General features: G+C 70.5%; 19 protein-coding genes. 9 read left to right on the forward strand and 10 right to left on the reverse strand.

Annotation, left to right across the window (positions count from 1 at the left end; genetic code table 11):
- Positions 1-3 precede the first annotated feature (3 nt).
- Positions 4-1,917 carry an APC family permease gene (locus KSO98_RS12090; protein ID WP_225285855.1) on the forward strand — a complete coding sequence of 638 codons (1,914 nt, stop codon included), beginning with the start codon at positions 4-6 and terminating at the stop codon, positions 1,915-1,917.
- Here KSO98_RS12090 and KSO98_RS12095 read toward each other — a convergent pair.
- The 3 genes from KSO98_RS12095 to KSO98_RS12105 all read right to left on the reverse strand — a co-directional run bounded on the left by KSO98_RS12095 (position 1,888) and on the right by KSO98_RS12105 (position 3,692).
- Positions 1,888-2,514 (reverse strand): RNA polymerase sigma factor, encoded by a 627-nt coding sequence (locus KSO98_RS12095; RefSeq protein WP_225285856.1) that lies wholly within the window; start codon positions 2,512-2,514, stop codon positions 1,888-1,890. The genes KSO98_RS12090 and KSO98_RS12095 overlap by 30 nt on opposite strands.
- Entirely contained in the window at positions 2,511-3,185 is a 675-nt protein-coding gene (locus KSO98_RS12100) for a hypothetical protein (RefSeq protein ID WP_225285857.1), read from the reverse strand. The genes KSO98_RS12095 and KSO98_RS12100 overlap by 4 nt, the downstream gene beginning before the upstream one ends.
- 141 nt (positions 3,186-3,326) lie before the next feature.
- Positions 3,327-3,692, reverse strand: a complete 366-nt coding sequence (locus KSO98_RS12105; protein WP_225285858.1) for a globin — start codon at positions 3,690-3,692, stop codon at positions 3,327-3,329.
- A gap of 59 nt (positions 3,693-3,751) precedes the next feature.
- Here KSO98_RS12105 and KSO98_RS12110 point away from each other — a divergent pair, with 59 nt between their 5' ends.
- Entirely contained in the window at positions 3,752-4,180 is a 429-nt protein-coding gene (locus tag KSO98_RS12110) for an OsmC family peroxiredoxin (protein WP_225285859.1), read from the forward strand.
- A 19-nt stretch (positions 4,181-4,199) separates the two neighbouring features.
- On the opposite strand, the gene KSO98_RS12115 is transcribed toward KSO98_RS12110, so the two are convergent.
- Positions 4,200-5,084, reverse strand: coding sequence for a mechanosensitive ion channel family protein (locus KSO98_RS12115; RefSeq protein WP_225285861.1), 885 nt, complete (start codon positions 5,082-5,084; stop codon positions 4,200-4,202).
- Between the two features lie 45 nt (positions 5,085-5,129).
- Between KSO98_RS12115 and KSO98_RS12120 the strand changes: the two genes are divergently transcribed.
- Complete coding sequence (locus tag KSO98_RS12120) at positions 5,130-5,414, forward strand: hypothetical protein (protein WP_225285862.1); 285 nt, start codon at positions 5,130-5,132, stop codon at positions 5,412-5,414.
- 61 nt (positions 5,415-5,475) lie between these two features.
- Here KSO98_RS12120 and pepN read toward each other — a convergent pair whose 3' ends face one another.
- Positions 5,476-8,034 (reverse strand): aminopeptidase N, encoded by a 2,559-nt coding sequence (gene pepN / locus KSO98_RS12125; RefSeq protein ID WP_225285863.1) that lies wholly within the window; start codon positions 8,032-8,034, stop codon positions 5,476-5,478.
- A gap of 137 nt (positions 8,035-8,171) precedes the next feature.
- Between pepN and KSO98_RS12130 the strand changes: the two genes are divergently transcribed.
- Genes KSO98_RS12130 through KSO98_RS12140 form a run of 3 tightly spaced genes read left to right on the forward strand, consistent with a single transcriptional unit; the run spans position 8,172 to position 11,109 of the window.
- Positions 8,172-9,881, forward strand: coding sequence for a CHAP domain-containing protein (locus tag KSO98_RS12130; RefSeq protein WP_225285864.1), 1,710 nt, complete (start codon positions 8,172-8,174; stop codon positions 9,879-9,881).
- 44 nt (positions 9,882-9,925) lie between these two features.
- Complete coding sequence (locus KSO98_RS12135) at positions 9,926-10,531, forward strand: mycothiol-dependent nitroreductase Rv2466c family protein (protein ID WP_225285865.1); 606 nt, start codon at positions 9,926-9,928, stop codon at positions 10,529-10,531.
- Positions 10,528-11,109, forward strand: a complete 582-nt coding sequence (locus KSO98_RS12140) for a TIGR03086 family metal-binding protein (protein ID WP_225285866.1) — start codon at positions 10,528-10,530, stop codon at positions 11,107-11,109. The genes KSO98_RS12135 and KSO98_RS12140 overlap by 4 nt, the downstream gene beginning before the upstream one ends.
- Before the next feature lie 18 nt (positions 11,110-11,127).
- Here KSO98_RS12140 and KSO98_RS12145 read toward each other — a convergent pair whose 3' ends face one another.
- Positions 11,128-11,982 (reverse strand): hypothetical protein, encoded by an 855-nt coding sequence (locus KSO98_RS12145; protein WP_225285867.1) that lies wholly within the window; start codon positions 11,980-11,982, stop codon positions 11,128-11,130.
- 184 nt (positions 11,983-12,166) lie between these two features.
- Between KSO98_RS12145 and metG the strand changes: the two genes are divergently transcribed.
- Entirely contained in the window at positions 12,167-13,981 is a 1,815-nt protein-coding gene (gene metG / locus KSO98_RS12150; RefSeq protein WP_225285868.1) for a methionine--tRNA ligase, read from the forward strand.
- A 40-nt stretch (positions 13,982-14,021) separates the two neighbouring features.
- Here the strand turns inward: metG and KSO98_RS12155 are convergent, their stop codons facing one another.
- From KSO98_RS12155 to KSO98_RS12170, 4 genes are all read right to left on the reverse strand, one after another.
- On the reverse strand, positions 14,022-15,848 hold the full coding sequence (locus KSO98_RS12155; protein ID WP_225285869.1) for a lipase family protein: 1,827 nt from the start codon (positions 15,846-15,848) through the stop codon (positions 14,022-14,024).
- An 18-nt stretch (positions 15,849-15,866) separates the two neighbouring features.
- Positions 15,867-17,537 carry a DUF885 domain-containing protein gene (locus KSO98_RS12160; RefSeq protein ID WP_225285870.1) on the reverse strand — a complete coding sequence of 557 codons (1,671 nt, stop codon included), beginning with the start codon at positions 17,535-17,537 and terminating at the stop codon, positions 15,867-15,869.
- A 104-nt stretch (positions 17,538-17,641) separates the two neighbouring features.
- Positions 17,642-17,887 (reverse strand): acyl-CoA carboxylase subunit epsilon, encoded by a 246-nt coding sequence (locus KSO98_RS12165; protein WP_225285871.1) that lies wholly within the window; start codon positions 17,885-17,887, stop codon positions 17,642-17,644.
- The gene (locus KSO98_RS12170) at positions 17,884-19,467 is read right to left on the reverse strand and encodes an acyl-CoA carboxylase subunit beta (protein WP_225285917.1); all 1,584 of its coding nucleotides are present in this window, start codon (positions 19,465-19,467) and stop codon (positions 17,884-17,886) included. Before KSO98_RS12170 ends, KSO98_RS12165 begins: the two co-directional genes overlap by 4 nt.
- Positions 19,468-19,547: 80 nt before the next feature.
- Between KSO98_RS12170 and KSO98_RS12175 the strand changes: the two genes are divergently transcribed.
- Positions 19,548-20,333 (forward strand): biotin--[acetyl-CoA-carboxylase] ligase, encoded by a 786-nt coding sequence (locus tag KSO98_RS12175; RefSeq protein WP_225285872.1) that lies wholly within the window; start codon positions 19,548-19,550, stop codon positions 20,331-20,333.
- A 94-nt stretch (positions 20,334-20,427) separates the two neighbouring features.
- The gene (locus KSO98_RS12180) at positions 20,428-20,913 is read left to right on the forward strand and encodes a PH domain-containing protein (protein WP_225285873.1); all 486 of its coding nucleotides are present in this window, start codon (positions 20,428-20,430) and stop codon (positions 20,911-20,913) included.

Raw genomic sequence — 20,913 nt, forward strand, 5'->3', positions numbered from 1 at the left:
CCGGTGCCGAACGCCAGTGAGCCATCCGTACCGCCGACCGCTGACGGCACGGTGAGCGCACTCGAGAAGCCGCTGCCTGTCGAGGAGACCCAGTCCTGGTGGCGGGTCATGTGCCTCACCGGCCTCGACTACTTCTCGACCCTCGGCTACGCCCCGGGCATCGCGGCCCTCGCGGCCGGCGCGCTCTCGCCGATCGCGACCATCGTCCTGGTGGGTCTGACCCTCTTCGGCGCCCTGCCGGTCTATCGCCGCGTCGCGATCGAGTCCCCGCACGGCGAGGGCTCGGTCGCGATGCTGGAGAAGCTGCTGGCGTCATGGAAGGGCAAGCTGCTCGTTCTCGCGCTGCTCGGCTTCGCCGCGACCAGCTGGGTCATCACGATGACGCTGAGCGCCGCCGACGCCGCCGCTCACGTCGCGCTCAACCCCGCGGTGCCGAGCATCATCGCCGACCACCCGCTGTGGGTGACGCTGTTCCTCCTCGCCGGTCTCGGCGCGGTCTTCTTCCGAGGCTTCTCCGAGGCCATCGGCATCGCCGTGGTGCTCGTGGCCGTGTACCTGGGGCTCAACGTCGTCGTCATCGTCGACGCCATCTACCAGGTCGCGATCAACCCGGATCGGATCGGGGACTGGCACGCCAGGCTCTTCGACGAGCACGCCAACGTGTTCGCGATGGTCGGCGTCGCGCTGCTCCTCTTCCCCAAGCTCGCGCTCGGCATGTCCGGCTTCGAGACCGGCGTCGCGGTGATGCCGCAGATCAAGGGCGACCCGACCGACACCGAGAAGAAGCCCCTCGGCCGGATCCGCGGGGCCCACAAGCTCCTCACCACCGCCGCGCTCATCATGAGCGTCCTGCTGATCTTCAGCTCCTTCGCGACCGCGGTCCTGATCAAGCAGGCCGATCTCGAGCCCGGCGGACCGGCCAACGGCCGCGCGCTCGCGTACATCGCCCACCAGTATCTGGGCAGCGCCTTCGGGTCGATCTACGACATCTCCACGATCTCGATCCTGTGGTTCGCCGGCGCCTCGGCGATGGCCGGCATGCTCAACCTGATCCCGCGCTACCTGCCGAAGTACGGCATGTCGCCGGAGTGGGCCGGCGCCACCCGCCCGCTCGCCGTGATCATCACGATCGTCGCCTTCATCATCACGATCAAGTTCGACGCCAGCGTCGACGCCCAGGGCGGCGCGTACGCCACCGGTGTCCTCGTGCTGATGACCTCGGCGGCGGTGGCCGTCACGCTGTCGGCATGGCGCAAGCGCAAGAAGCGCAAGACCCTCGGATTCGGACTGATCGCGGCGGTGTTCATCTACACCACCGGGGTCAACATGCTCGAGCGTCCCGACGGTGTGAAGATCTCCGCCGCCTTCATCGGCGTCATCGTGCTGGTCTCGGCGCTGTCGCGGATCAGGCGTGGCTTCGAGCTGCGCGTCGACAGCCTCGAGCTGGACGCGAAGGCGCAGAAGTTCGTCCGCGACACCGCGCGTCGCCGCATCCGCCTGATCGCGATCGACCCCGACCGGGTCAACGACAGCGACTACGACGACAAGATGCGCCAGACCGTGCAGGACAACGAGCTGCCCGACGGTGACGCGATCTTCGTCGAGGTGACGATCACCGACCCCTCGGACTTCCAGGGCCACATCCAGGTGCGTGGCTGCATCGCCAACGGTCAGCACCGGGTGCTGCGGATGTCCGCGCCGTCGGTGCCGAACGCGCTGGCCGCGCTGACGCTGTACGTGCGCGACCGCAGCGGGGTCATCCCGCACATCTACTTCGAGTGGACCGAGGGCGGGCCGGTGAAGAACATGCTGAGCTTCTTCTTCTTCGGTGTCGGCGAGGTCGCGCCGATCACCCGCGAGGTGCTGCGCCGCGCCGAGCCGGATCGCTCACGGCGTCCGCACGTGCACGTCGGCTGACGGCGCCGTCCGTGCCGGGCGCTCCGCGCCGGCCTCCGCCACGCCGAGGATCCCGCGCAACCGCTTGAGGGCCCGATGCCGCGCCACGCGGACGGAGACCGCGCTCATCCCCAGCGCCACGCAGGTGGCGGCGACGTCCAGTCCGATCACCTCGAGGCAGACCATCACGTCGCGCTCGCGCGCGCTGAGCTGCGCCAGCGCCCGGTGGACCCAGTCCTGCTCGGGGACCGTCGCGTCGGGGCCGGCGACGGCGTCGGCGTGGGACTCGAGGTCGGCGTGCGCGAGAGGCGAGGTGGCCCGCCGTCCGCTGCGCCGGCGGGCGTTGGCGGCGTGGTGCCGGGCGATCCCGAAGAGCCAGCCGCCGAACTCCTCGCCGGTGCCGCGGAAGTCGTGGATCTTGTCCGCCGCGGTCACCCAGGCCTCGTGGCTCAGGTCCTCGGCCGACACGGACGCGTCGACAGGCGAGCGGTGCTGCAGCCACAGCACGAGACGCCCGGCATGTGCTCGGTAGAGCTCACGCCAGGCGTCAGGGTCGCCCTGCTTCGCCGCGGACACGACCGGGTCGTCCCGATCGTGCCGGCGGCCCGACGAGGTCACGGCGGGCTGGACTCCTCGGAGCGGGTGCGGTGGTGGGCGCGCGGATGGCCGGCGTGCGTCCCGGGGGACCCGTCGCCGGCGTGCAGGTGGGGAGTCCCCGGTCCGGGGATCCCGCCGTGGTCGAAGCCCCCGCCGTGGTCGTACCCGCGATCGGGGAGTGCGGACGGGCCGCCCCACGAGCCGGCCGGACGCCGGACGTGATGGTGGCGGCGGTGCGGATGCCTCGAAGCGTGCGCCGGCGCCGAGGCGGCGTGCGGCGCGGTATGGAAGAGGTCGCCGAGGGACGGTGGCAGCAGCCCTGCCCGGTGGGTGGGATGAACGCCCGGCGCCTCCGACGTGGGGTGGGAGGCGCCGGGCGTCCGCGTAGCCGGCGGCCAGGAGTCGGGCGTGGGCCCTGAACTGGCCTGCGGGGTGGGCGTCACGACGGTGTGGGGGTGGGGCGCGGGGCGCGCTGGGAGGAGACTCCCGGGGACGGCGCCGGCGGCCCATGTCGTGGTCGCCACCGCGGCTACCCCTGCTGCCGCGAGGAGCACCTTCATCGACGACGCCCGAGAAGACGTCGCTGCCGGTGCGCTCGCGGAGCTGAGGGAGACCAGCTGATCGAGCAGCACGGCATCAGGCTCCAGCGTCGGAACCTCGACGCGGAGCCGGGGGATGCCGTACGGGCTCATGGACTGGTCCTGCCTGGTGAGGTGCTCGGCAGCGGGGGAGATGGTCGGTGGTTCCCCGCGGGCTGCCCTGTCACCCCTGACTTGTCGCCGGATCATCGGGTCGTTACACCCGGTCCACAACTTCTCGAAAGGAATGCGCGCTCAGGCGTTGACCATGAAGTCCGCGGCGCGCACGACATACTCCCAGAACGCGGCGTCCTGCTCGGGGGTGAGGGCGGCCGCGTCGAGGCCGTCGCGGAAGTGCTTGAGCCAGTGGTCCTTGGCTTCGTGGGTGACCTCGAAGGGAGCGTGCCGCATCCGCAGCCGCGGATGACCGCGGAGCTCGCCGTACGTCGTCGGGCCACCCCAGTACTGGCACAGGAACAGGAAGAACCGCTCCTCGGCCGGACCGAGGTCCTCCTCGGGATACATCGGGCGCAGCAGCTCATCCTCGGCGACCCCGGCGTAGAAGGTGGACACGATCGTGCGGATCGTGCCCGCGCCGCCGATCTCGTCGTAGAAGGTCACCGGTCCATTGTGCGGGGTGGTGGTTGTGGGCGGTGAGCCAGCCCGGTTGGATGGGGGACATGGCTACTACTCGCACCGCAACCACCGTCTGGGAAGGCACCCTCTTCGAGGGCGCCGGCAAGGTCACCCTCGACTCCTCCGGTCTGGGCACCTACGACGTCTCCTGGCCGTCTCGCGCCGAGGACGCCAACGGCAAGACCTCCCCCGAGGAGCTCATCGCCGCGGCGCACTCCTCCTGCTTCTCCATGGCCTTCTCCAACGGCCTGGCCAAGAACGAGACCCCGGCGACCTCGCTGACCGTCTCGGCCGACGTCGAGTTCACCCCCGGCACCGGCATCACCGCCATCAAGCTCACCGTCCGCGGCGTGGTCGACGGCCTCGACAACGACACGTTCGTCGAGCTCGCCCAGGCCGCCAAGGAGGGCTGCCCCGTCTCGCAGGCGCTCGCCGGCGTCAAGAACATCACCCTGGACGCGGCACTCGCCTGATCCGCGGGGTCGGCGGCCTCTACTTCGGCGCCATCGCGGAGTAGGGGTTGCCGCCCTCCCAGAAGGGCATCCGGATGCCCTCGTGGTCGAAGCGCGCCTTGATCCGCAGGCGCAGCTCCCGGGCGATCGCCCACTGCTGCATCGGCGCGGTCTTGATCAGCACGCGCAGGCTGATCGCCTCCGGCGTCATCGTCTCGACGCCGGTCACCTCCGGCTCCTCGATGACGACGCCCTTGTAGTCGTCGTCGGCCCAGATGTCGTGGGCGACCTCCTTGAGGATGCGGGTCACCCGCGACAGGTCCTCGCCGTAGCCGACGTTGACGTCGACGACCGCGCGCGCCCAGTTCTGGCTCATGTTGCCGACCCGCAGGATCTCGCCGTTGGGCACGTACCAGACCGTGCCCTGCTGGTCGCGCAGTCGGGTGACGCGCAGCGACACGGCCTCGATGGTGCCCGAAGCGGCCCCGACGTCGACCACGTCGCCCACGCCGTACTGGTCCTCGAAGATCATGAAGATGCCGGACAGGAAGTCCTTGACCAGGCTCTGCGCGCCGAAGCCGAGGGCGATGCCGACGATGCCGGCGCTGGCGATGATCGGGGCGATGTTGACGCCGACCTCGGCCAGGATCATCGTCCCGAAGACCGCGACGAGCACGCCGCCGACGATGCTCTTGAGCAGGGAGCCCATCGTCTTGGCGCGCTGCACCCGGCGGGTGTGGTTGCCGTTCGCCTCCTTGCTGCTGAACCGGTCCGGCAGCACGCCCTCCTCGGCGTGCAGCACGATCCGGTCGATCAGCTTGCCCAGCACCCAGCGGATGACCAGTGCGAGGACCACGAGGGCGACGACCGCGATCGGCTTCCCGATGAGCACATCGGCGTCGTGGTTCCAGTCGATGGCAAACATGAGGCCCATTCATAACAGTCGGGAACAACCGGTACGCTGGCGCCCGTGACCAACACCTTCGCCCGCCGCGCCCTGACCCTCGGCGCCGCTGTCGCCGCCGTCACGGCGGTCGTCGCCGGTCCCGCCTCTGCTGATGTCCCGAGCGGGTGGAGCAACCCCTCCGACGTCAACCCGCTGCACCTGCTGTCCCTGATCCTCTTCATCCCGGTGGCTGCCGCCCTGGTGATCTCGTTCCTCGTGCTGCTGCCGGGTGTCCTGCGCGGCGAGGGTCTGCTCCCGAAGGCGCACGCGCCGTCCAGCGAGCCGCCGGTCGAGCGCACCGGTCACTGACCCCACGACGTACGACGAAGGCCCCCGCCGTCGGCGGGGGCCTTCGTCGTGTCCGGACCTGTTACTCGGTGTCCTTGGCCTGGGCGGCCAGTGCCCGGGCGGCGGCGTCGCGGCCCTCGCGGACGTAGCGCTTGGCCGCGGGCTCGGCCGCCGAGCTCGCGAGCCAGGCGTCGGCCTTCTCCAGCAGCGCCGGGGAGGCGGCGTACCGCGGGAAGAGACCCGAGAGCGCGACCGAGGCCTTGTGCGAGCCGAGGTGCTCCCAGGCACCGTCCGCGGCCTCGAAGTAGCGCTCGACGTACGGCGCGAGGAGCTCGTCCTGGCGCGGCTGGTTGAACGCCATGATGATCTCGCGCGCCGTCTCGTTCGCGGTGCCCGTGTTGACCACGGCGGCCTCCCAGGCCGCTGCCTTGGCGTCGGCGTCGGGTCGCGAGGCGCGCGCCCCGGCCGCCTTCTCGTGGCCGGCGCTGGTGCCGTCGCGCTCCTCCTCGGCGGCGATCTCGGTCTCACCGATCGCGCCGGCGCGAGCCAGTCCCGCGACCAGCGCCCACCGCAGGTCCTGATCCATCTCGAGGCCCTCGAGGACGAGCGAGCCGTCGAGCAGCGCCTTGAGGTCGGCCACAGCCGTCTCCGTGTGGGCGGCGGCGGCGAACGAGCGGGCGAAGGTGAGCTGGTGGTCACTGCCGGGGGCGGCGTCGCCGAGCAGCTCGCGCAGGCCGCGCTCCCAGCGGATCGCGAGCGCCTCACGCTTGGCGGGGGCGGAGTAGGTCGCCACCGCGAGCGCGGCGTTGGCCGGGATCCGGGTGACGCCCCAGGCGTCGGTCTCAGCGCCGATGTTGGCCAGCACGAGCTCGACGTAGTCGCTGATCGACAGCTCCGCGTCGCGGGTCATGTCCCAGGCGGCGCTCCACACCAGCGCACGCGGGAGCGAGTCCTCGATCTTGGACAGCGAGCTCAGCGCGGTGGCCAGTGAGCGCTCGTCGAGACGGATCTTGGCGTACGCGAGGTCCTCGTCGTTGACCAGCAGCAGGTCGGGCTGGGCCTTGCCGACGGCCTCGGCGATCGTGGTCAGCTCGCCCTCGACATCGACCTCGAGGTAGTCGGTGCGCACGAGCGCGCCGGCGTCGTTGAACGAGTAGAAGCCGATGCCGACCCGGTGGCGACGCAGGGTCGGCCAGTCCTGGTGGGCGGTCTGGCGGACGGCGAGGGATGCGTACGTGCCGTCCTCGGCCAGCGTGAACTCCGGTGCGAGCGTGTTGACGCCGGCGGTCTGCAGCCACTCCGCGGCCCAGCTCTGCAGCTCGCGACCCGAGGACTTCTCCAGCGCGGCCAGCAGGTCCTTGAACTCCGGGTTTCCGAACGCGAACTCCTTGAAGTAGGCGCGCAGCCCGTCCAGGAAGGGCTCGAGACCCACCCACGCCACGAGCTGCTTGAGCACCGAGGCGCCCTTGGCGTACGTGATCATGTCGAAGTTCACCTCGACGGCCTGCAGGTCGTAGTTGTCGGCCGCGATCGGGTGCGTGGTCGCCAGCTGGTCCTGGGTGTAGCCGGTGATCTTGCGGGCGTTGGCGAAGCCGGTCCAGGCGTCGGTGAAGTCGGTGACCTCGGCCTCGGCCCAGTAGCAGGCCCACTCGGCGAACGACTCGTTGAGCCAGAGGTCGTCCCACCACTTCATCGTCACGAGGTCGCCGAACCACATGTGCGCCATCTCGTGCAGGATCACCGATGTGCGGAACTCGTAGAACGAGCGCGGCTGGCGGCTGCGGGGGAGGTACTCGTCGCGCAGCGTGACCGCGCCGGCGTTCTCCATCGCGCCCATGTTGTACTCCGGCACGTAGAGCTGGTCGTACTTGCCGAACGGGTACGGGTAGTCGAACTTCTCCTCGAAGAACGCGAAGCCGGCGCGGGTGGTCTCGACGAGGTTCTCGGTGTCGAGGTACGGGACCAGCGACTGCCGGCAGAAGTGACCGAGCGGGATCGTGCCGAACCTGCCCTGGTAGACGTCCTGGACCTCGTGGTACTCGCCGGCGATGAGCGCCGTGATGTAGGTGGACATCCGCTGGGTGGGCTCGAAGTCCCATCGCGCGACGCCGTCACCGACCGGGGTCGGGTCGGGGGAGGGGCTGTTGGAGACGACCTTCCAGTCCGCGGGCGCGGTCACGTGGAAGGTGAAGACCGACTTGAGGTCGGGCTGCTCGAAGGTGACGAACACGCGGCGCGCGTCGGGGACCTCGAACTGGGTGTACGTGTAGACGCGCTGGTCGACGGGGTCGACGAACCGGTGCAGGCCCTCGCCGGTGTGGCTGTAGGTGCAGTCGGCGCGGACCACGAGGACGTTCTCGGCGGCCAGGCCCGGCAGCGCGATCCTGCTGTCCGCGTAGGCGGTGGCCGGGTCGAGTGCGACGCCGTTGAGCGTGATCTCGTGGACGGTCGCGCCCACGAGGTCGGCGAAGGTCTCCGCACCCGGCTCGCGGCAGGTGAAGGCGATGGTCGTGGTCGAGGCGAATGTCTCCGCACCGGATCCCGGGCCGGTCGTGAGGTCGAGCTGGATGTCGTACGACGTGACGTCGAGGAGGGCCGCGCGAGCGCGCGCCTCGTCCCGCGTGAGATTGGTTCCAGGCATGCGGCGATCCTCTCACCCGGCCCACGCCGTTGCCGATCAACCCCGGGGGAGCACCCACATCCGGCCCCGAAGAATTACACCTTTGTAGTTATCTTGTCGGCGTGTCGCGTTGACTTTTTCTTCCCTAGAGTGCTCACGTGCACCATCCGCCACAGCCGTCACATCGGCCACTCCAGCGTCTCCTGCTGGCCGTCGTCGCGACCTTCGCCGCAGTCCTCACGACCTTGGCGCCGACCGCGTACGCGCCGGCCGAGGCGGCGACGGTGGGGGTGTTGTGCAGCGGCTTCGACGACTGCAACGGCGCGGGGATGAGTGCCAGCGGCTACCACGCCGTGTGGGACACGATGTTCTGGAACATGTACTCGGGGCGCAACTGCACCAACTACGTCGCCTACCGCATGATCCGCGCCGGGATGTCGTCGACGCGTCCCGCCCAGCTGCTGCCCGGCCAGGGCAACGCCAGCTACTGGGGCGCCTCCTTCGGCAGCCTCACCAACCGGACCCCGACCGTCGGCGCGGTCGCCTGGTGGAACAAGAACGTCCCGGGTGCGGGCTCGGGCGGCCACGTCGCCTACGTGGAGAAGGTCTACTCCGCGACCGACATCGTCATCTCGGAGTCCAACTGGTCGGGTGACTTCGACTGGCGTCGGATCACCACCGCCGCCAACTGGCCGAGCGGCTTCATCCACCTGCGCGACTCGGGCACGCCGCCGCCGGTCGTCACCCCGACCCCGCCCCCCACGCCGAGCGTCCCGCCGGTCGTGGCCCCGGTCAACACGGCCGCGCCGACGATCACGGGCACGCTCGCCGTCGGCAGCACCGTCACGGCGACGCCCGGTACCTGGTCGCAGGCCAACCTGACCTACGCCTACCAGTGGTACGCCGACGGGGTGGCGCTCGGTGGCGGCACCGAGAGCACCTTCGCGCTCACCAAGAGCCACCTCGGCAAGCGGCTCTCCGTCAAGGTGACCGCGACCAACTCGGCGGGCTCGAAGGTCGCGACCTCGGCCACGAGCGCGGCCGTGGTGGCCGGGACCATCGGCGTGACCGCGCCGCCGCAGATCACCGGCGACCCGCGGATCGACGCGGTCGTCACGGCGGTGCCGCCGGTGACCACCAAGGCGCTGACCACGAGGCAGGTGCAGTGGTTCGCCGACGACCAGCCCATCCCGGGGGCGACCACCTGGAGCCTCACGCTCGGCCCGGAGGTGGTGGCCCGCACCCTCAGCGTCCAGGTCCACGGCTCGCGGCCCGCGTTCAAAGACGTCACCGTCGCCAGCGGCCCGGTCGGCCCGGTGCAGGCCCCGCCGCTCACGGTCACCGCTCCGGGCACGATCGCGGGCCGGCCGTACGTCGGCCAGGTGCTCACCCTGACCCCGCCCGTCACCGAGCCGGTCGCCGCGCCGACCGGGTACGGCTGGCTGCGCGACGGCGTGCCGATCCCAGGCGCCGCGACGGCGTCGTACACGCTCACCGCCGCTGACGTCGGCCACCACGTCACCGCCCGGGTCGGGCTCAACGCGACCGGCTACTTCCCGCTCGAGCCGGTGACCGCCCTGGCGCCGGTGGTCCAGCTCGTGCCGGTGAGGGTGGGCTTCCATGCCGCGCCGTCCCGCCGTGCGGCGACGGTCCGGGTCAACGTCCGCTCGCTGGGCGTCGCGATGGCCACGGGCCGCGTCACGGTCACGGTCGGCGGGCGCACGGTCACCGCCAAGGTGCGCGGCGAGCGCCTCCTGCTGCGGGTCGCCGGCGTGCCGGCCGGCCGGCGCAAGCTCACCATCCGGTACGAGGGCCCGGCCCGCTACCAGGCGGTCGTGGAGAAGGCGCACCTGCGCATCCGGCGCTGAGACCCCGGGGCATAACCGTCGGGCCCGAGTGGTTGACTCACGACATGACGACCACTGAGGCAGAGTTCTGGTTCGACCCGCTGTGTCCGTTCGCCTGGATCACCTCGCGATGGATCCTCGAGGTCGAGAAGGTCCGCGACATCAAGGTCACCTGGCGGATCATGAGCCTGGCGTACCTCAATGCCGACAAGGACATCCCGGACGAGTACCGCGAGTTCCTCAAGAACGCGTGGGAGCCGGTCCGGGTTGCCCAGGCCGTCGACCAGGAGTACGGCCAGGAGAAGCTCGCCGAGCTGTACACCGCGCTGGGCACCCGGCGTCACGTGCAGAAGCAGGAGTACACCCGCGAGGTGATCATGGACGCGCTGACCGAGGTCGGCCTGCCGACCGATCTCGTCGACGCGATGGACGACTCCTCCTACGACGAGGCGATCAAGGCCTCCCACCACCTCGGCATGGACCAGGTCGGCAACGACGTCGGCACCCCGACGATCGCGATGAACGGCCAGGCCTTCTTCGGCCCGGTCATCGCGAAGGCGCCGAAGGGCGAGGAGGCCGGCAAGCTGTGGGACGGCTTCCAGCTGATCACCGCCTACCCGTACGTCTACGAGCTGAAGCGCGCGCGCACGCACGAGCTCGACTTCTCGTGAACGAGCCCGAGGGCACCGACAGCGTCGAGGTCACCGTCAACGCGGACGGGCAGATGGGCATCCTGGCCCTGATCCGCTCCCTCGAGCAGGCCGCCACGCTGCTGGACGACGTCGCCCCGGCGGATCTCGAGCGGCCGACGCCGTGCACCGACTGGACCGTGCGCAAGCTCGCCAACCACCTCATCGCCCAGCCACGGATCTACGTGACCATGCTGCAGGGCGCGCCTCCGGGGTGGAACGGCCGCGAGGACTACGACCGGCGCCTGGGGGATGAGCTGCGCACGCGCGGCAACACCCTGATCAACCTCTGGCGCGAGGTCTCGGCGACCGATGCCCTGATGGTCGGGGACCCCGACTGGCAGAGCGCCGAGATCGCGATCCACACGTGGGACCTCGCCCGAGCGCTCGGGCGCTCGACCGAGGGTCTGGACCAGTCGGTGGCCCAGCGCGCCCTCGTCACGCTGGACCGCACCCTCGGCCCGACCCGCAAGGGTCGGGCGTGGCAGGACGCCAAGTCCGCCCCGGAGGGCTCAGACGCCTACACGCACCTGGCGGCCTACGCCGGGCGTGACGTCTGAGCCCTCCCCGGCGGGGGATCAGCAGGCGCGGATCTTCGCCATCTTGGCCCGGGTGAGCTTCTTCGACAGCCGCTTCGCCTTGCCCCTGAGGTGCATGCGCTTGGCGAGCTTGAGCTGCTTCTTGAGCTTCGTGACCTTCTTGGTCGCGCTGGTGCACGCGGCCGACGGCCCCGTCGCCGGCGGCTTCGGGGCGGTCGCAGGCTTCTTCAGCGCGAGGAGCAGCGCATCGAGCGCGCTCTTCGGCAGCGTCTTGGCGGCAGCATCCTTCCGGATCTGCTCCTCCGTCATGTTCTGGTTCTTGTAGAACTCGGTCATGGCGTCGATCAGCTCGCCGGTGTCCGTCGGGTGCGGCGTGCTGGTCTGGCCGAGCAATGCGGCGACCGGGTCGGGGATCGCGCCGCCGAAGAGCTGGTCGAGCGGCACCAGGTCGAGCAGGCCTGCGGAGATCGCGTCGAGGTCGCTCGGGTTCAGGCTGCCGAGTACGTCGGTGATGTCGCTCTCAGCGAAGCCGAACCCGGCGAGCTGGTCCTGCAGGCCGGTCAGTACCTGCGTCGGGTCACCACTGGTCAGGGCGCCGGCCAGTCCGTTCACCAACGAGGTGACGATCGTGGCCGGGTCGGTGGAACCTGTGCCGGTGCCGCCCGTGCCTCCGGTCGGAACAGTGCTGTCGACCGCGGTCACGATGGTGTTCACCAGCGTGTTGAGCGGTGCGGGCAACGGCAGCGTGCCGGTCACGGTCTGCACGACACCGCTGATGAGTCCGGACGGCGCGGCGGTGCTGGCCTGGGCCGGTCCGCTGCAGACGAGCGCGGGTGCCGCGACGAGGGCACTGGTCAGGGTGGCGGCCAGGAGCCGCCGGGTCTTCATGGTCATGTGTGTTTCCTCCCCAGAACGTCACATGTGGTGTCTTCGGACGGTAGACCCGCCGAGGGCCGCTCCTGCGGCCCCGGAACAGATATGACCGATCGGTCAAAGAATTAGTCATTTCGGGTGTACGGCGGTCTAGACCATGCGCTGGTTGGGGGACCGCTCGACCGGCTCACTACGCTTACGCCTCATGAGCACGTCCCCCTCCCGCAAGGTGCTGAGCGCTGTCGCCTGGCCTTACGCCAACGGTCCGCGCCACATCGGCCACGTCGCCGGCTTCGGCGTTCCGTCCGACGTCTTCAGCCGCTACATGCGGATGGCGGGTCACGACGTCCTCATGGTGTCCGGCTCCGACGAGCACGGCACCCCGATCCTGATCGCGGCCGACGAGGCCGGCATGACAGCGCAGGAGCTGGTCGACCACAACCACCGGCTCATCGCCGAGGACCTGGTCTCGCTCGGCCTGTCGTACGACCTCTACACCCGGACGACGACGGCCAACCACCACGCCGTCGTCCAGGAGCTCTTCCTGGGCGTGTACGAGAACGGCTACTTCGTCGAGCAGACCTCGCACGGCGCCATCTCGCCGTCGACCGGCCGCACCCTGCCCGACCGCTACATCGAGGGCACCTGCCCCATCTGTGGCGCCGAGGGCGCCCGCGGCGACCAGTGCGATACCTGCGGCAACCAGCTCGACCCGCAGGACCTGATCAACCCGGTCTCCAAGATCAACGGTGAGACGCCGCTGTTCATCGAGACCCAGCACTTCTTCCTCGACCTGCCGGCACTGGCCGACGCGCTGAAGGAGTGGCTCGACGAGCGCGAGGCGACCGGCCTGTGGCGCCCCAACGTCATCCGCTTCAGCCAGAACATCCTCAAGGAGATCCGCCCGCGTGCCATGACGCGGGACATCGACTGGGGCATCGCCGTGCCGCTCGACGGCTGGCGCGACCAGCCCACCAAGAAGCTCTACGTCTGGTTCGACGCCGTCATCGGTTACCTCTCCGCCTCCATCGAGTGGGCGCGGCGCTCCGGCGACCCGGACGCCTGGCGCGACTGGTGGAACGACCCGGAGGCGCTGTCCTACTACTTCATGGGTAAGGACAACATCACCTTCCACAGCCAGATCTGGCCCGCCGAGCTGCTCGCGTACGCGGGCAAGGGCGAGCGCGGCGGCACGCCGCGCACCTACGGCGAGCTGAACCTGCCGACGGAGGTCGTCTCCTCGGAGTACCTCACGATGGAGGGCAAGAAGTTCTCCTCCTCCAAGAAGATCGTGATCTACGTGCGGGACCTGCTGGCGCGCTACCAGGCCGACGCGTTCCGCTACTACGTCGCGGTCGCCGGCCCGGAGACCAACGACTCCGACTTCACCTGGGCGGAGTTCGTCCGGCGTACGAACGACGAGCTCGTCGCCGGCTGGGGCAACCTGGTCAACCGCACCGCCAACCTCATCGCCGCGAACTTCGGCGAGATCCCCGCGGCGGGCGACCTGCAGCCTGAGGATGAGGCGGTCCTGGCCGGCGTGGAGGCCGCCTTCGACACCGTCGGCGACCTCATCGCGCACCACCGCCAGAAGCAGGCCATCTCCGAGGCGATGCGCGCGGTCGGCGAGGTCAACAAGTATCTCGCGGACCTCGAGCCGTGGAAGCTGGTCAAGGTGCCGGAGACGCGTGATCGGGCCGCGACGGTGCTGCACGTCGCCGCCCAGTGCGTCGCCGACCTCAACCTGATCCTGGCGCCGTTCCTGCCGTTCTCTGCCAATGCCGTCGACCAGGCCCTCGGCGGGACAGGTGAGATCGCCCCGTTGCCGCGGATCGACGAGGTGACGGATCTCGACGTCGCGGAGCGGTCGTACCCGATCATCACCGGCGACTACACCACCGCCCCGACCTGGGAGCGCCACCCGATCAAGGTCGGGATTCCGGTCGTCAAGCCGACCCCGATCTTCACCAAGCTCGATGTCGCCGTGGTCGACGAGGAGCTCGCCCGACTCGGCGAGTGATCGGCGTCGGACGCGGCGACGCCCGGGGCTCGGGGCTCGGCTAGCCGCAGGTCGACGTCGCCGGTCGGCCCGCCAGGCGCGCCGTCGTCCAGCGCTCGAGGTCGGCCGACAGCTGGGCGCCGGCGTCGAGCACGCTCATATGGGTGCCGCCGGTGTAGGTGTGCTGTTCGACGCTCGCACCCGCGGCGCAGACGCGCTCGACGTACCCGTCGGTGATGCGCAGCGGCACCACCTCGTCGGCACTGCCCTGCCCGACGAACAGCGGTGACGGCCACGGTCCGGTCGCGACGTTCTCCTCCAGCCTGCGAGCCAGGACGCCACTGCTCGGCGACTCGCGCAGGATCGGCTGATCGCGAGCGATCGCCAGACCGGAGAGGATCGTCGCCAGCGTGCCGGTCCCTCCTGTGCAGCGGGAGGCGGCCTCCCGGACCAGCACCCGTGCCGAGGGCGTCACGATGCGATCCAGGTCGACGTCGGGATAGGTCCGGGCGTAGGACGCCGCGACGAACGAGATGGCCAGGCTGGCACCGAGCCGGTCAGGGTGCGCGACCACCGCCTCGGCCATCGACCGCGGATCGGCCGCCGGCGACAACGCGGCGGTGCCGACGACATCGAGGTCCGGCGCGTAGGACGGCGCCAGCTGACCGGCCCACAGAGCAGCGTGACCGCCCTGGGAGTGTCCCCAGATCACGGTCCGAGCGGCCAGGTGCACACCCGGTACCTGGTTCGCGGCGCGGACCGAGTCCAGCACCGAGTAGCCCTCGCCCTTGCCGACCAGGTAGGGGAAGGTGCCCGCGGCGCCCATCCCGGTGTAGTCGGTGGCGACCATCGCCCAGCCGTGGCGGGCGAGGGCGTCCATCGCGGGCATGCCCTGGTACGTGATCGCGTAGTCGGTGTTGCTCGGCGCGCAGGAGCGGGCGATGCCGACGGTCCCGTGCGCCCAGGCGATCACCGGCGCCTCGGCGCTCACCGGATGATCCGGTACGGCCACCACGCCGCTGGCCAGCGCGGGCTGCCCGGTGGAGCCGGTGGTCGTGTAGAGGATCCGGTAGGCGTGCATGCCGGTCGGGAGGACGCCGTCGTACGGCTCGCTCCGCAGGAGTCGCCCGGGGGCGTGGGGCACGTGTGCGGGCGTGTCGTAGAAGTCGTCCAGCACCGGCACGCCGCGCCACATGAGCGTCCCGGCGTACAGCCCGGCGCAGGCGATGCTCACGACGAGCACAGCGCCGAGCCAGCGCAGGCCGAGCCACCATCGGCCGGCGCGACCGGACCGGGCACGTGGCGGATGGGTGGTCACGCGGTCGGCGAGCCACCGGGTCGCCGGCACCCGGCTGATCAACGGGGTGATCAGCGGTCCCGCGGCACGGCCGGCGAGGCCGAGCCCCCACAGCGTCGTCCGCAGGCCGAACAGGAACGCCAGCACGATCAACGTCATGTCCGGCCAGACGAGGGCCAGGAGGCCCCAGGCGATCTCGGCGACGCCGAAGACGGCGGTGAGCCAGCGCCGCTCGCGGGTGCGCCACAGCCCGGCCACCTTGCCGGCACCGGAGACGAGCATCAGCAGCGCCACCGACGGGACGAACAGCGTGATGCTGTGCCCCAGCCAGATCAGCACCGCGAGACCGGCCAGCACCCACACCCCGCCGAGGATCCGGGTGAGGGTCTCTTGCCGGCCGGCGGAGACGAGGTCGGCGACGCCCGAGGCGATCGCGCCGGCGCCGACCCACACCCCGAGCACGGCGAGGGCGCTCAGCGGTCGGGCCATCAGCCAGACGCCGAGCACCGTGGAGCCGATCCCGATCGCCAGGACCACGGCGGTGAGCGCGATCGGTCGCGTACGGGCGGGGGGCGGTGCAGTGATCTCCATGGGCGGGCGCGCAGTGGCTCAGAGCCGGGCCAGCGCCGCCTTCAGGGGATCGAGGCCGAGCGCACCGAGGTCCAGCGCCGCGGTGTGGAACGCCTTGAGGTCGAAGGCGTCGCCCAGACGCGCCTGCGCGTCGGCGCGCGCCTCGAGCCAGATCCGCTCGCCGACCTTGTACGAGGGAGCCTGGCCGGGCCAGCCGAGGTAGCGGTTGACCTCGAACCTCAGCGTCCCGTCGTCCATCCGCGTGTGCGCGCGCATGAACTCGTAGACCTTGTCGGCGTCCCAGGTCTCCCCGCCCCGCCAGCCGAACGGATTGTCAGCCGGGATGGTCAGACCCAGGTGCACCCCGATGTCGACGACGACGCGCGCAGCGCGCATCGCCTGGTTGTCGAGGAAGCCGAGCCGGTCGCCCGGGTCAGCGAAGTAGCCGAGCTCGTCCATCAGCCGCTCGGCGTAGAGCGCCCAACCCTCGCCGTGGCCGCTCACCCAGCACAGGAGTCGCTGCCAACGGTTGAGCAGATCGGCACGGTGGACCGCCTGCGCGCACTGGAGGTGGTGACCGGGCACGCCCTCGTGGAAGACGGTGCTGGTCTCGCGCCAGGTCGAGAAGATCCGGTGGTCGTCGGTGAAGGAGAACCACATTGTGCCGGGGCGGGAGAAGTCGTCGGTCGGCGGGATGTACCAGGCGCCGCCGTCGTTGATCGGGGCCACCTTGCAGTCGATCCGCCTGATGGGACCGGCGATGTCGAAGTGGACGCCGTCGAAGGTGGCGATCACCTCGTCGGCGCGCTGCTGCATCCAGGCCTGGAACGCCTCCCGGCTGCCCAGGTCGCGGGCGGGATCGGCGTCGAGGGCGAGCACGGCGTCGTCGACCGAGCCGCCCGGGACGATCCGCTGGGCGGTCGCGGCCATGTCGGCCTCGATCCGGGCGAGCTCCTGCCAGCCCCAGGCGTACGTCTCCTCCAGGTCGACGGCGGCGCCGAGGAAGTAGCGCGACGCCAGCGTGTAGTGCTCACGTCCCACGCCATCGCGCTCGCGGCCCAGGGGCAGGAGGTCGGTCTCGACGAACCGGCCGAACTCGGCGTACGCGCTCGATGCGGACGCGGCGGCTCGGCCGAGCGTCTCCCGCTGCGCCTCGGGGGCGGCGGCGACCACCCCGGAGAAGTAGTCGCCCGCCGACCCGCTCTGCCCGGTCCAGCCACGGATCTGGGCCGCGACCTCCGCGTACTGGCGCTTGGCCGACACCCGTCCGGCTGCCGCCTCGCCGGCGAGCGTGGTCCGATAACCGGCGAGAGCGGCTGGGACGGCAGCCAGTCGGTCCCCGATCGCGACCCAGTCGTCCTCGGTCGCGGTCGGCATGACGTCGAAGACCTCGCGGATCGCGTGGGCGGCGCTGGAGATGACCGACATCTCGCTGCGCTCGATGCCGGCGTCGGATCGCTCGACGGTCAGCCCGATCCGTTCGAGGAAGGCGTCGCGGGCCACGGCCTCGCGCTCGTCCGCGGGCGTCAGCGCCGCCACCTCGGCCAGCGCGGTGCGGTGGAGCTCCTCGCGGGCGTCGAAGCCACCGGGGGAGAGGTCCGGCAGACGTCCGTCATGGCCCGCGATGCCGACCATCGTCGCGGTGATGGGGTCGAGTCGCGCGTAATCCGCGACGTATTGATCGGTCCGAGCGTCCACGAGTCGCGTCATGCGCCCGACCTTAGGGCCGAGGTGACCTGGCCCTCAAACAGATTCGACTCGGCCCTCCGGCATGCCGGAGGGCCGAGTCCAACGCGGAGGGGCCCGGTAGGCGCTCAGCGCGCAAGGGCGCTGGCCTTCCAGCCGCCGCGCGAGGCGGCCGGGGTGAAGGTGCCGCGCATGCCGCGACCGGGGTGCGCCCACTGGGAGCGGACCGGCTTGGCGGCAGGCTCGCCACCGCCCAGCGCGGAGAGCACGGTGACGATCGCCGCGACCTCCTCGGGGGTGGCGTGCGCGTCGATCACACGGAGCAGCGGCTGCCGCTCCGGTGCGACCTCGGCCGGGGTCTCCTCCGTGCTCACAGCGGGATGTTCCCGTGCTTCTTGGCCGGGAGCGTGGCCCGCTTGGTCTTGAGCAGACGCAGCGCCTTGACGACCTCCGAGCGCGTCTCGTGCGGCAGGATCACGCCGTCGACGTAACCACGCTCCGCGGCGATGTACGGGTTGGCCAGCGTGGTCTCGTACTCGTCGATGAGCTCGGCGCGACGAGCCTCGACATCGCCACCGGCCTCGGCCACGGCCGCGAGCTCGCGGCGGTGGATGATGTTGGCGGCGCCCTGCGAGCCCATGACCGCGATCTGGCCGGTGGGCCACGACAGGTTGATGTCGGCTCCGAGGTGCTTGGAGCCCATCACGTCGTACGCGCCACCGAACGCCTTGCGGGTGATGACCGTGACCAGCGGGACGGTCGCCTCGGCGTAGGCGTAGATCAGCTTCGCGCCGCGGCGGATGATTCCGGTGTGCTCCTGGTCGGAGCCCGGCAGGAAGCCCGGCGTGTCGACGAAGGTCACGACCGGGATGTTGAAGGCGTCGCAGGTCCGCACGAAGCGGGCCGCCTTCTCCGAGGCGTCGATGTCGAGGCAGCCGGCGAACTGCATCGGCTGGTTGGCGACCACGCCGACCGGGGAGCCCTCGACGCGGCCGAAGCCGACCACGATGTTGGGTGCGAAGAGCGGGTGGACCTCGACGAACTCGCCGTCGTCCAGGACCGTCTCGATGACGGTGTGGATGTCGTACGGCTGGTTCGGGCTGTCGGGGATGAAGGTGTCGAGCGCGAGGTCCTCGTCGGAGGGCTCGAGGTCGGCGACCGTCTCGTAGACCGGAAGCTCGTCCAGGTTGTTCTGCGGGAGGTGGTCGAGCAGCGCCTTGGCGTACTCGATCGCGTCCTCCTCGTCGGAGGCCATGTAGTGCGCGGCACCCGACTTGGTGTTGTGGGCCCGGGCGCCGCCCAGGTCCTCCATCGAGATCTCCTCGCCGGTGACGGTCTTGATCACGTCGGGCCCGGTGATGAACATCGCCGAGGTCTGGTCGACCATGATCGTGAAGTCGGTGACCGCGGGGGAGTACACGTGGCCGCCGGCGCAGTTGCCCATGATCAGGCTGATCTGCGGGATGACGCCCGAGGCGTGCACGTTGCGCTTGAAGATCTCGCCGTAGAGACCCAGCGAGACGACGCCCTCCTGGATCCGGGCGCCGGCGCCCTCGTTGATGCCGACGATCGGGGAGCCGGTCTTGATGGCCAGGTCCATGATCTTGCAGATCTTCTCGCCGTAGACCTCGCCCAGCGCGCCACCGAAGACGGTGAAGTCCTGGGAGAAGACGCAGACGTTGCGGCCGTTGACGGTGCCGTAGCCGATCACGACGCCGTCGCCGTACGGGCGGTTCTTCTCCAGGCCGAAGGCGGTGGAGCGGTGTCGGGCCAGCTCGTCGACCTCGACGAAGGAGCCCTCGTCGAAGAGCATCTCGATGCGCTCGCGGGCGGTCTTGCGACCCCGGGCGTGCTGCTTCTCGACCGCCTTCGCGGAGCCGGCGTGGACGGCCTCGTCGAGGCGCCGGCCGAGGTCGGAGATCTTGCCTGCGGTGGTGTGGAGATCGGGCTCGATCGCGTTGTCGGCGGGCTGCGCGCTCACGTACTGGCTCCCTGACTGGGTCGACTACAAGTGCGTGCGACACCCTAGTCCTCATGAGCGCGGATGGAATGAGACGACCATCACTCCAGGCGGAGCGTTTGGCGGCCCTGGCCCCGACCTGGCAGGTCGAGATCCTGGCCGAGACGACGTCGACGAACGCCGTCTGCGCGCAGCGCGCGCGTGACGGAGCACCCGAGGGGCTGGTCGTCACCACGGAGCACCAGTACGCCGGGCGCGGTCGGCTCGACCGGGTCTGGGAGATGCCGCCGCGAGCGGCGCTCGCCACCTCGGTGCTGCTGCGACCGACCCTGCCGCCCGAGCGCTGGACCTGGCTGCCGCTGATGGCCGGCGTTGCCGTCGCCCGCACCATCGAGGGCCGGCTCAAGTGGCCGAACGACGTCCTGCTCGGGCCGGAGCTGAAGAAGGTCTGCGGGATCCTCGTCGAGCGCATCGAGACGCCGGCCGGTCCCGCTGCCGTCCTCGGCATCGGGATCAACACCTCGCTGACCCCCGACGAGCTGCCGATCCCGCACGCGACCTCGCTGCAGATCGAGCGCGGCGAGGAGGTCGACCGGACCGGTGTGCTGGTCACGCTGCTCGCCGAGATCGCCGACGCGTACGCGCTGCTGGTGCACGATCCTGAGGAGCTGTCGGCGGACTACCTCGCGCTCAGCGCCACCGTCGGCATGAGGGTGCGCGCCGAGCTGCCCAGCGGGGGAGCGCTGGCGGGCACCGCGAGCGGGATCGACCCGTACGGACGGCTGCTGATCACGCAGGCGGACGGTTTGACGCAGGCGGTCGGCGCTGGCGACATCGTCCACCTCCGGCCGCTCGACTAGCAGCGCTTCGCGCGGCCGGCTCGTTCACTCGACACAAACGAGCAAGCTCGATGGCCTCGCTCACTTCGCCTCACCCGGATGGGATGATCCTCCCGTGGCCATCTCCCCGAAGCTGCTCAACGACGGCGAGCACGTCGTCGTCAGCACCCGTACGCATCCCAAGGTGCTGCTCGGCCCCCTCTCGCTGCTGGTGGTCCTGCTGGCGGTGGGCGTGGTCGTCCAGGTGATGGTCGATGCGCACGCTCTCCACCTGGTCGTGTGGGCGCTGGTCGTGCTCGCGATCCTCTGGTTCGTGGGTCGCCCGGTGCTGTCCTGGCTCGCCGCGTCGTACACGATCACCACCCGTCGGCTGATCACGCGGCACGGGATCCTCACCCGCAAGGGCCATGACATCCCGCTCAGCCGGATCAGCGACGTCGAGTACGAGATGGGCCTGATCGACCGCATGCTCGGCTGCGGCACGCTGATGATCAGCGACGCCAGCACCGACGGCGAGGTCACCCTGCCCGACATCCCGCACGTCGAGCAGGTCCAGCGCCGGCTCAACGACCTGCTGCACAGTGCCGACGCCGAGAACTGA

The organism is Nocardioides nematodiphilus (assembly GCF_020216525.1).
Classification (GTDB): domain Bacteria; phylum Actinomycetota; class Actinomycetes; order Propionibacteriales; family Nocardioidaceae; genus Nocardioides; species Nocardioides nematodiphilus.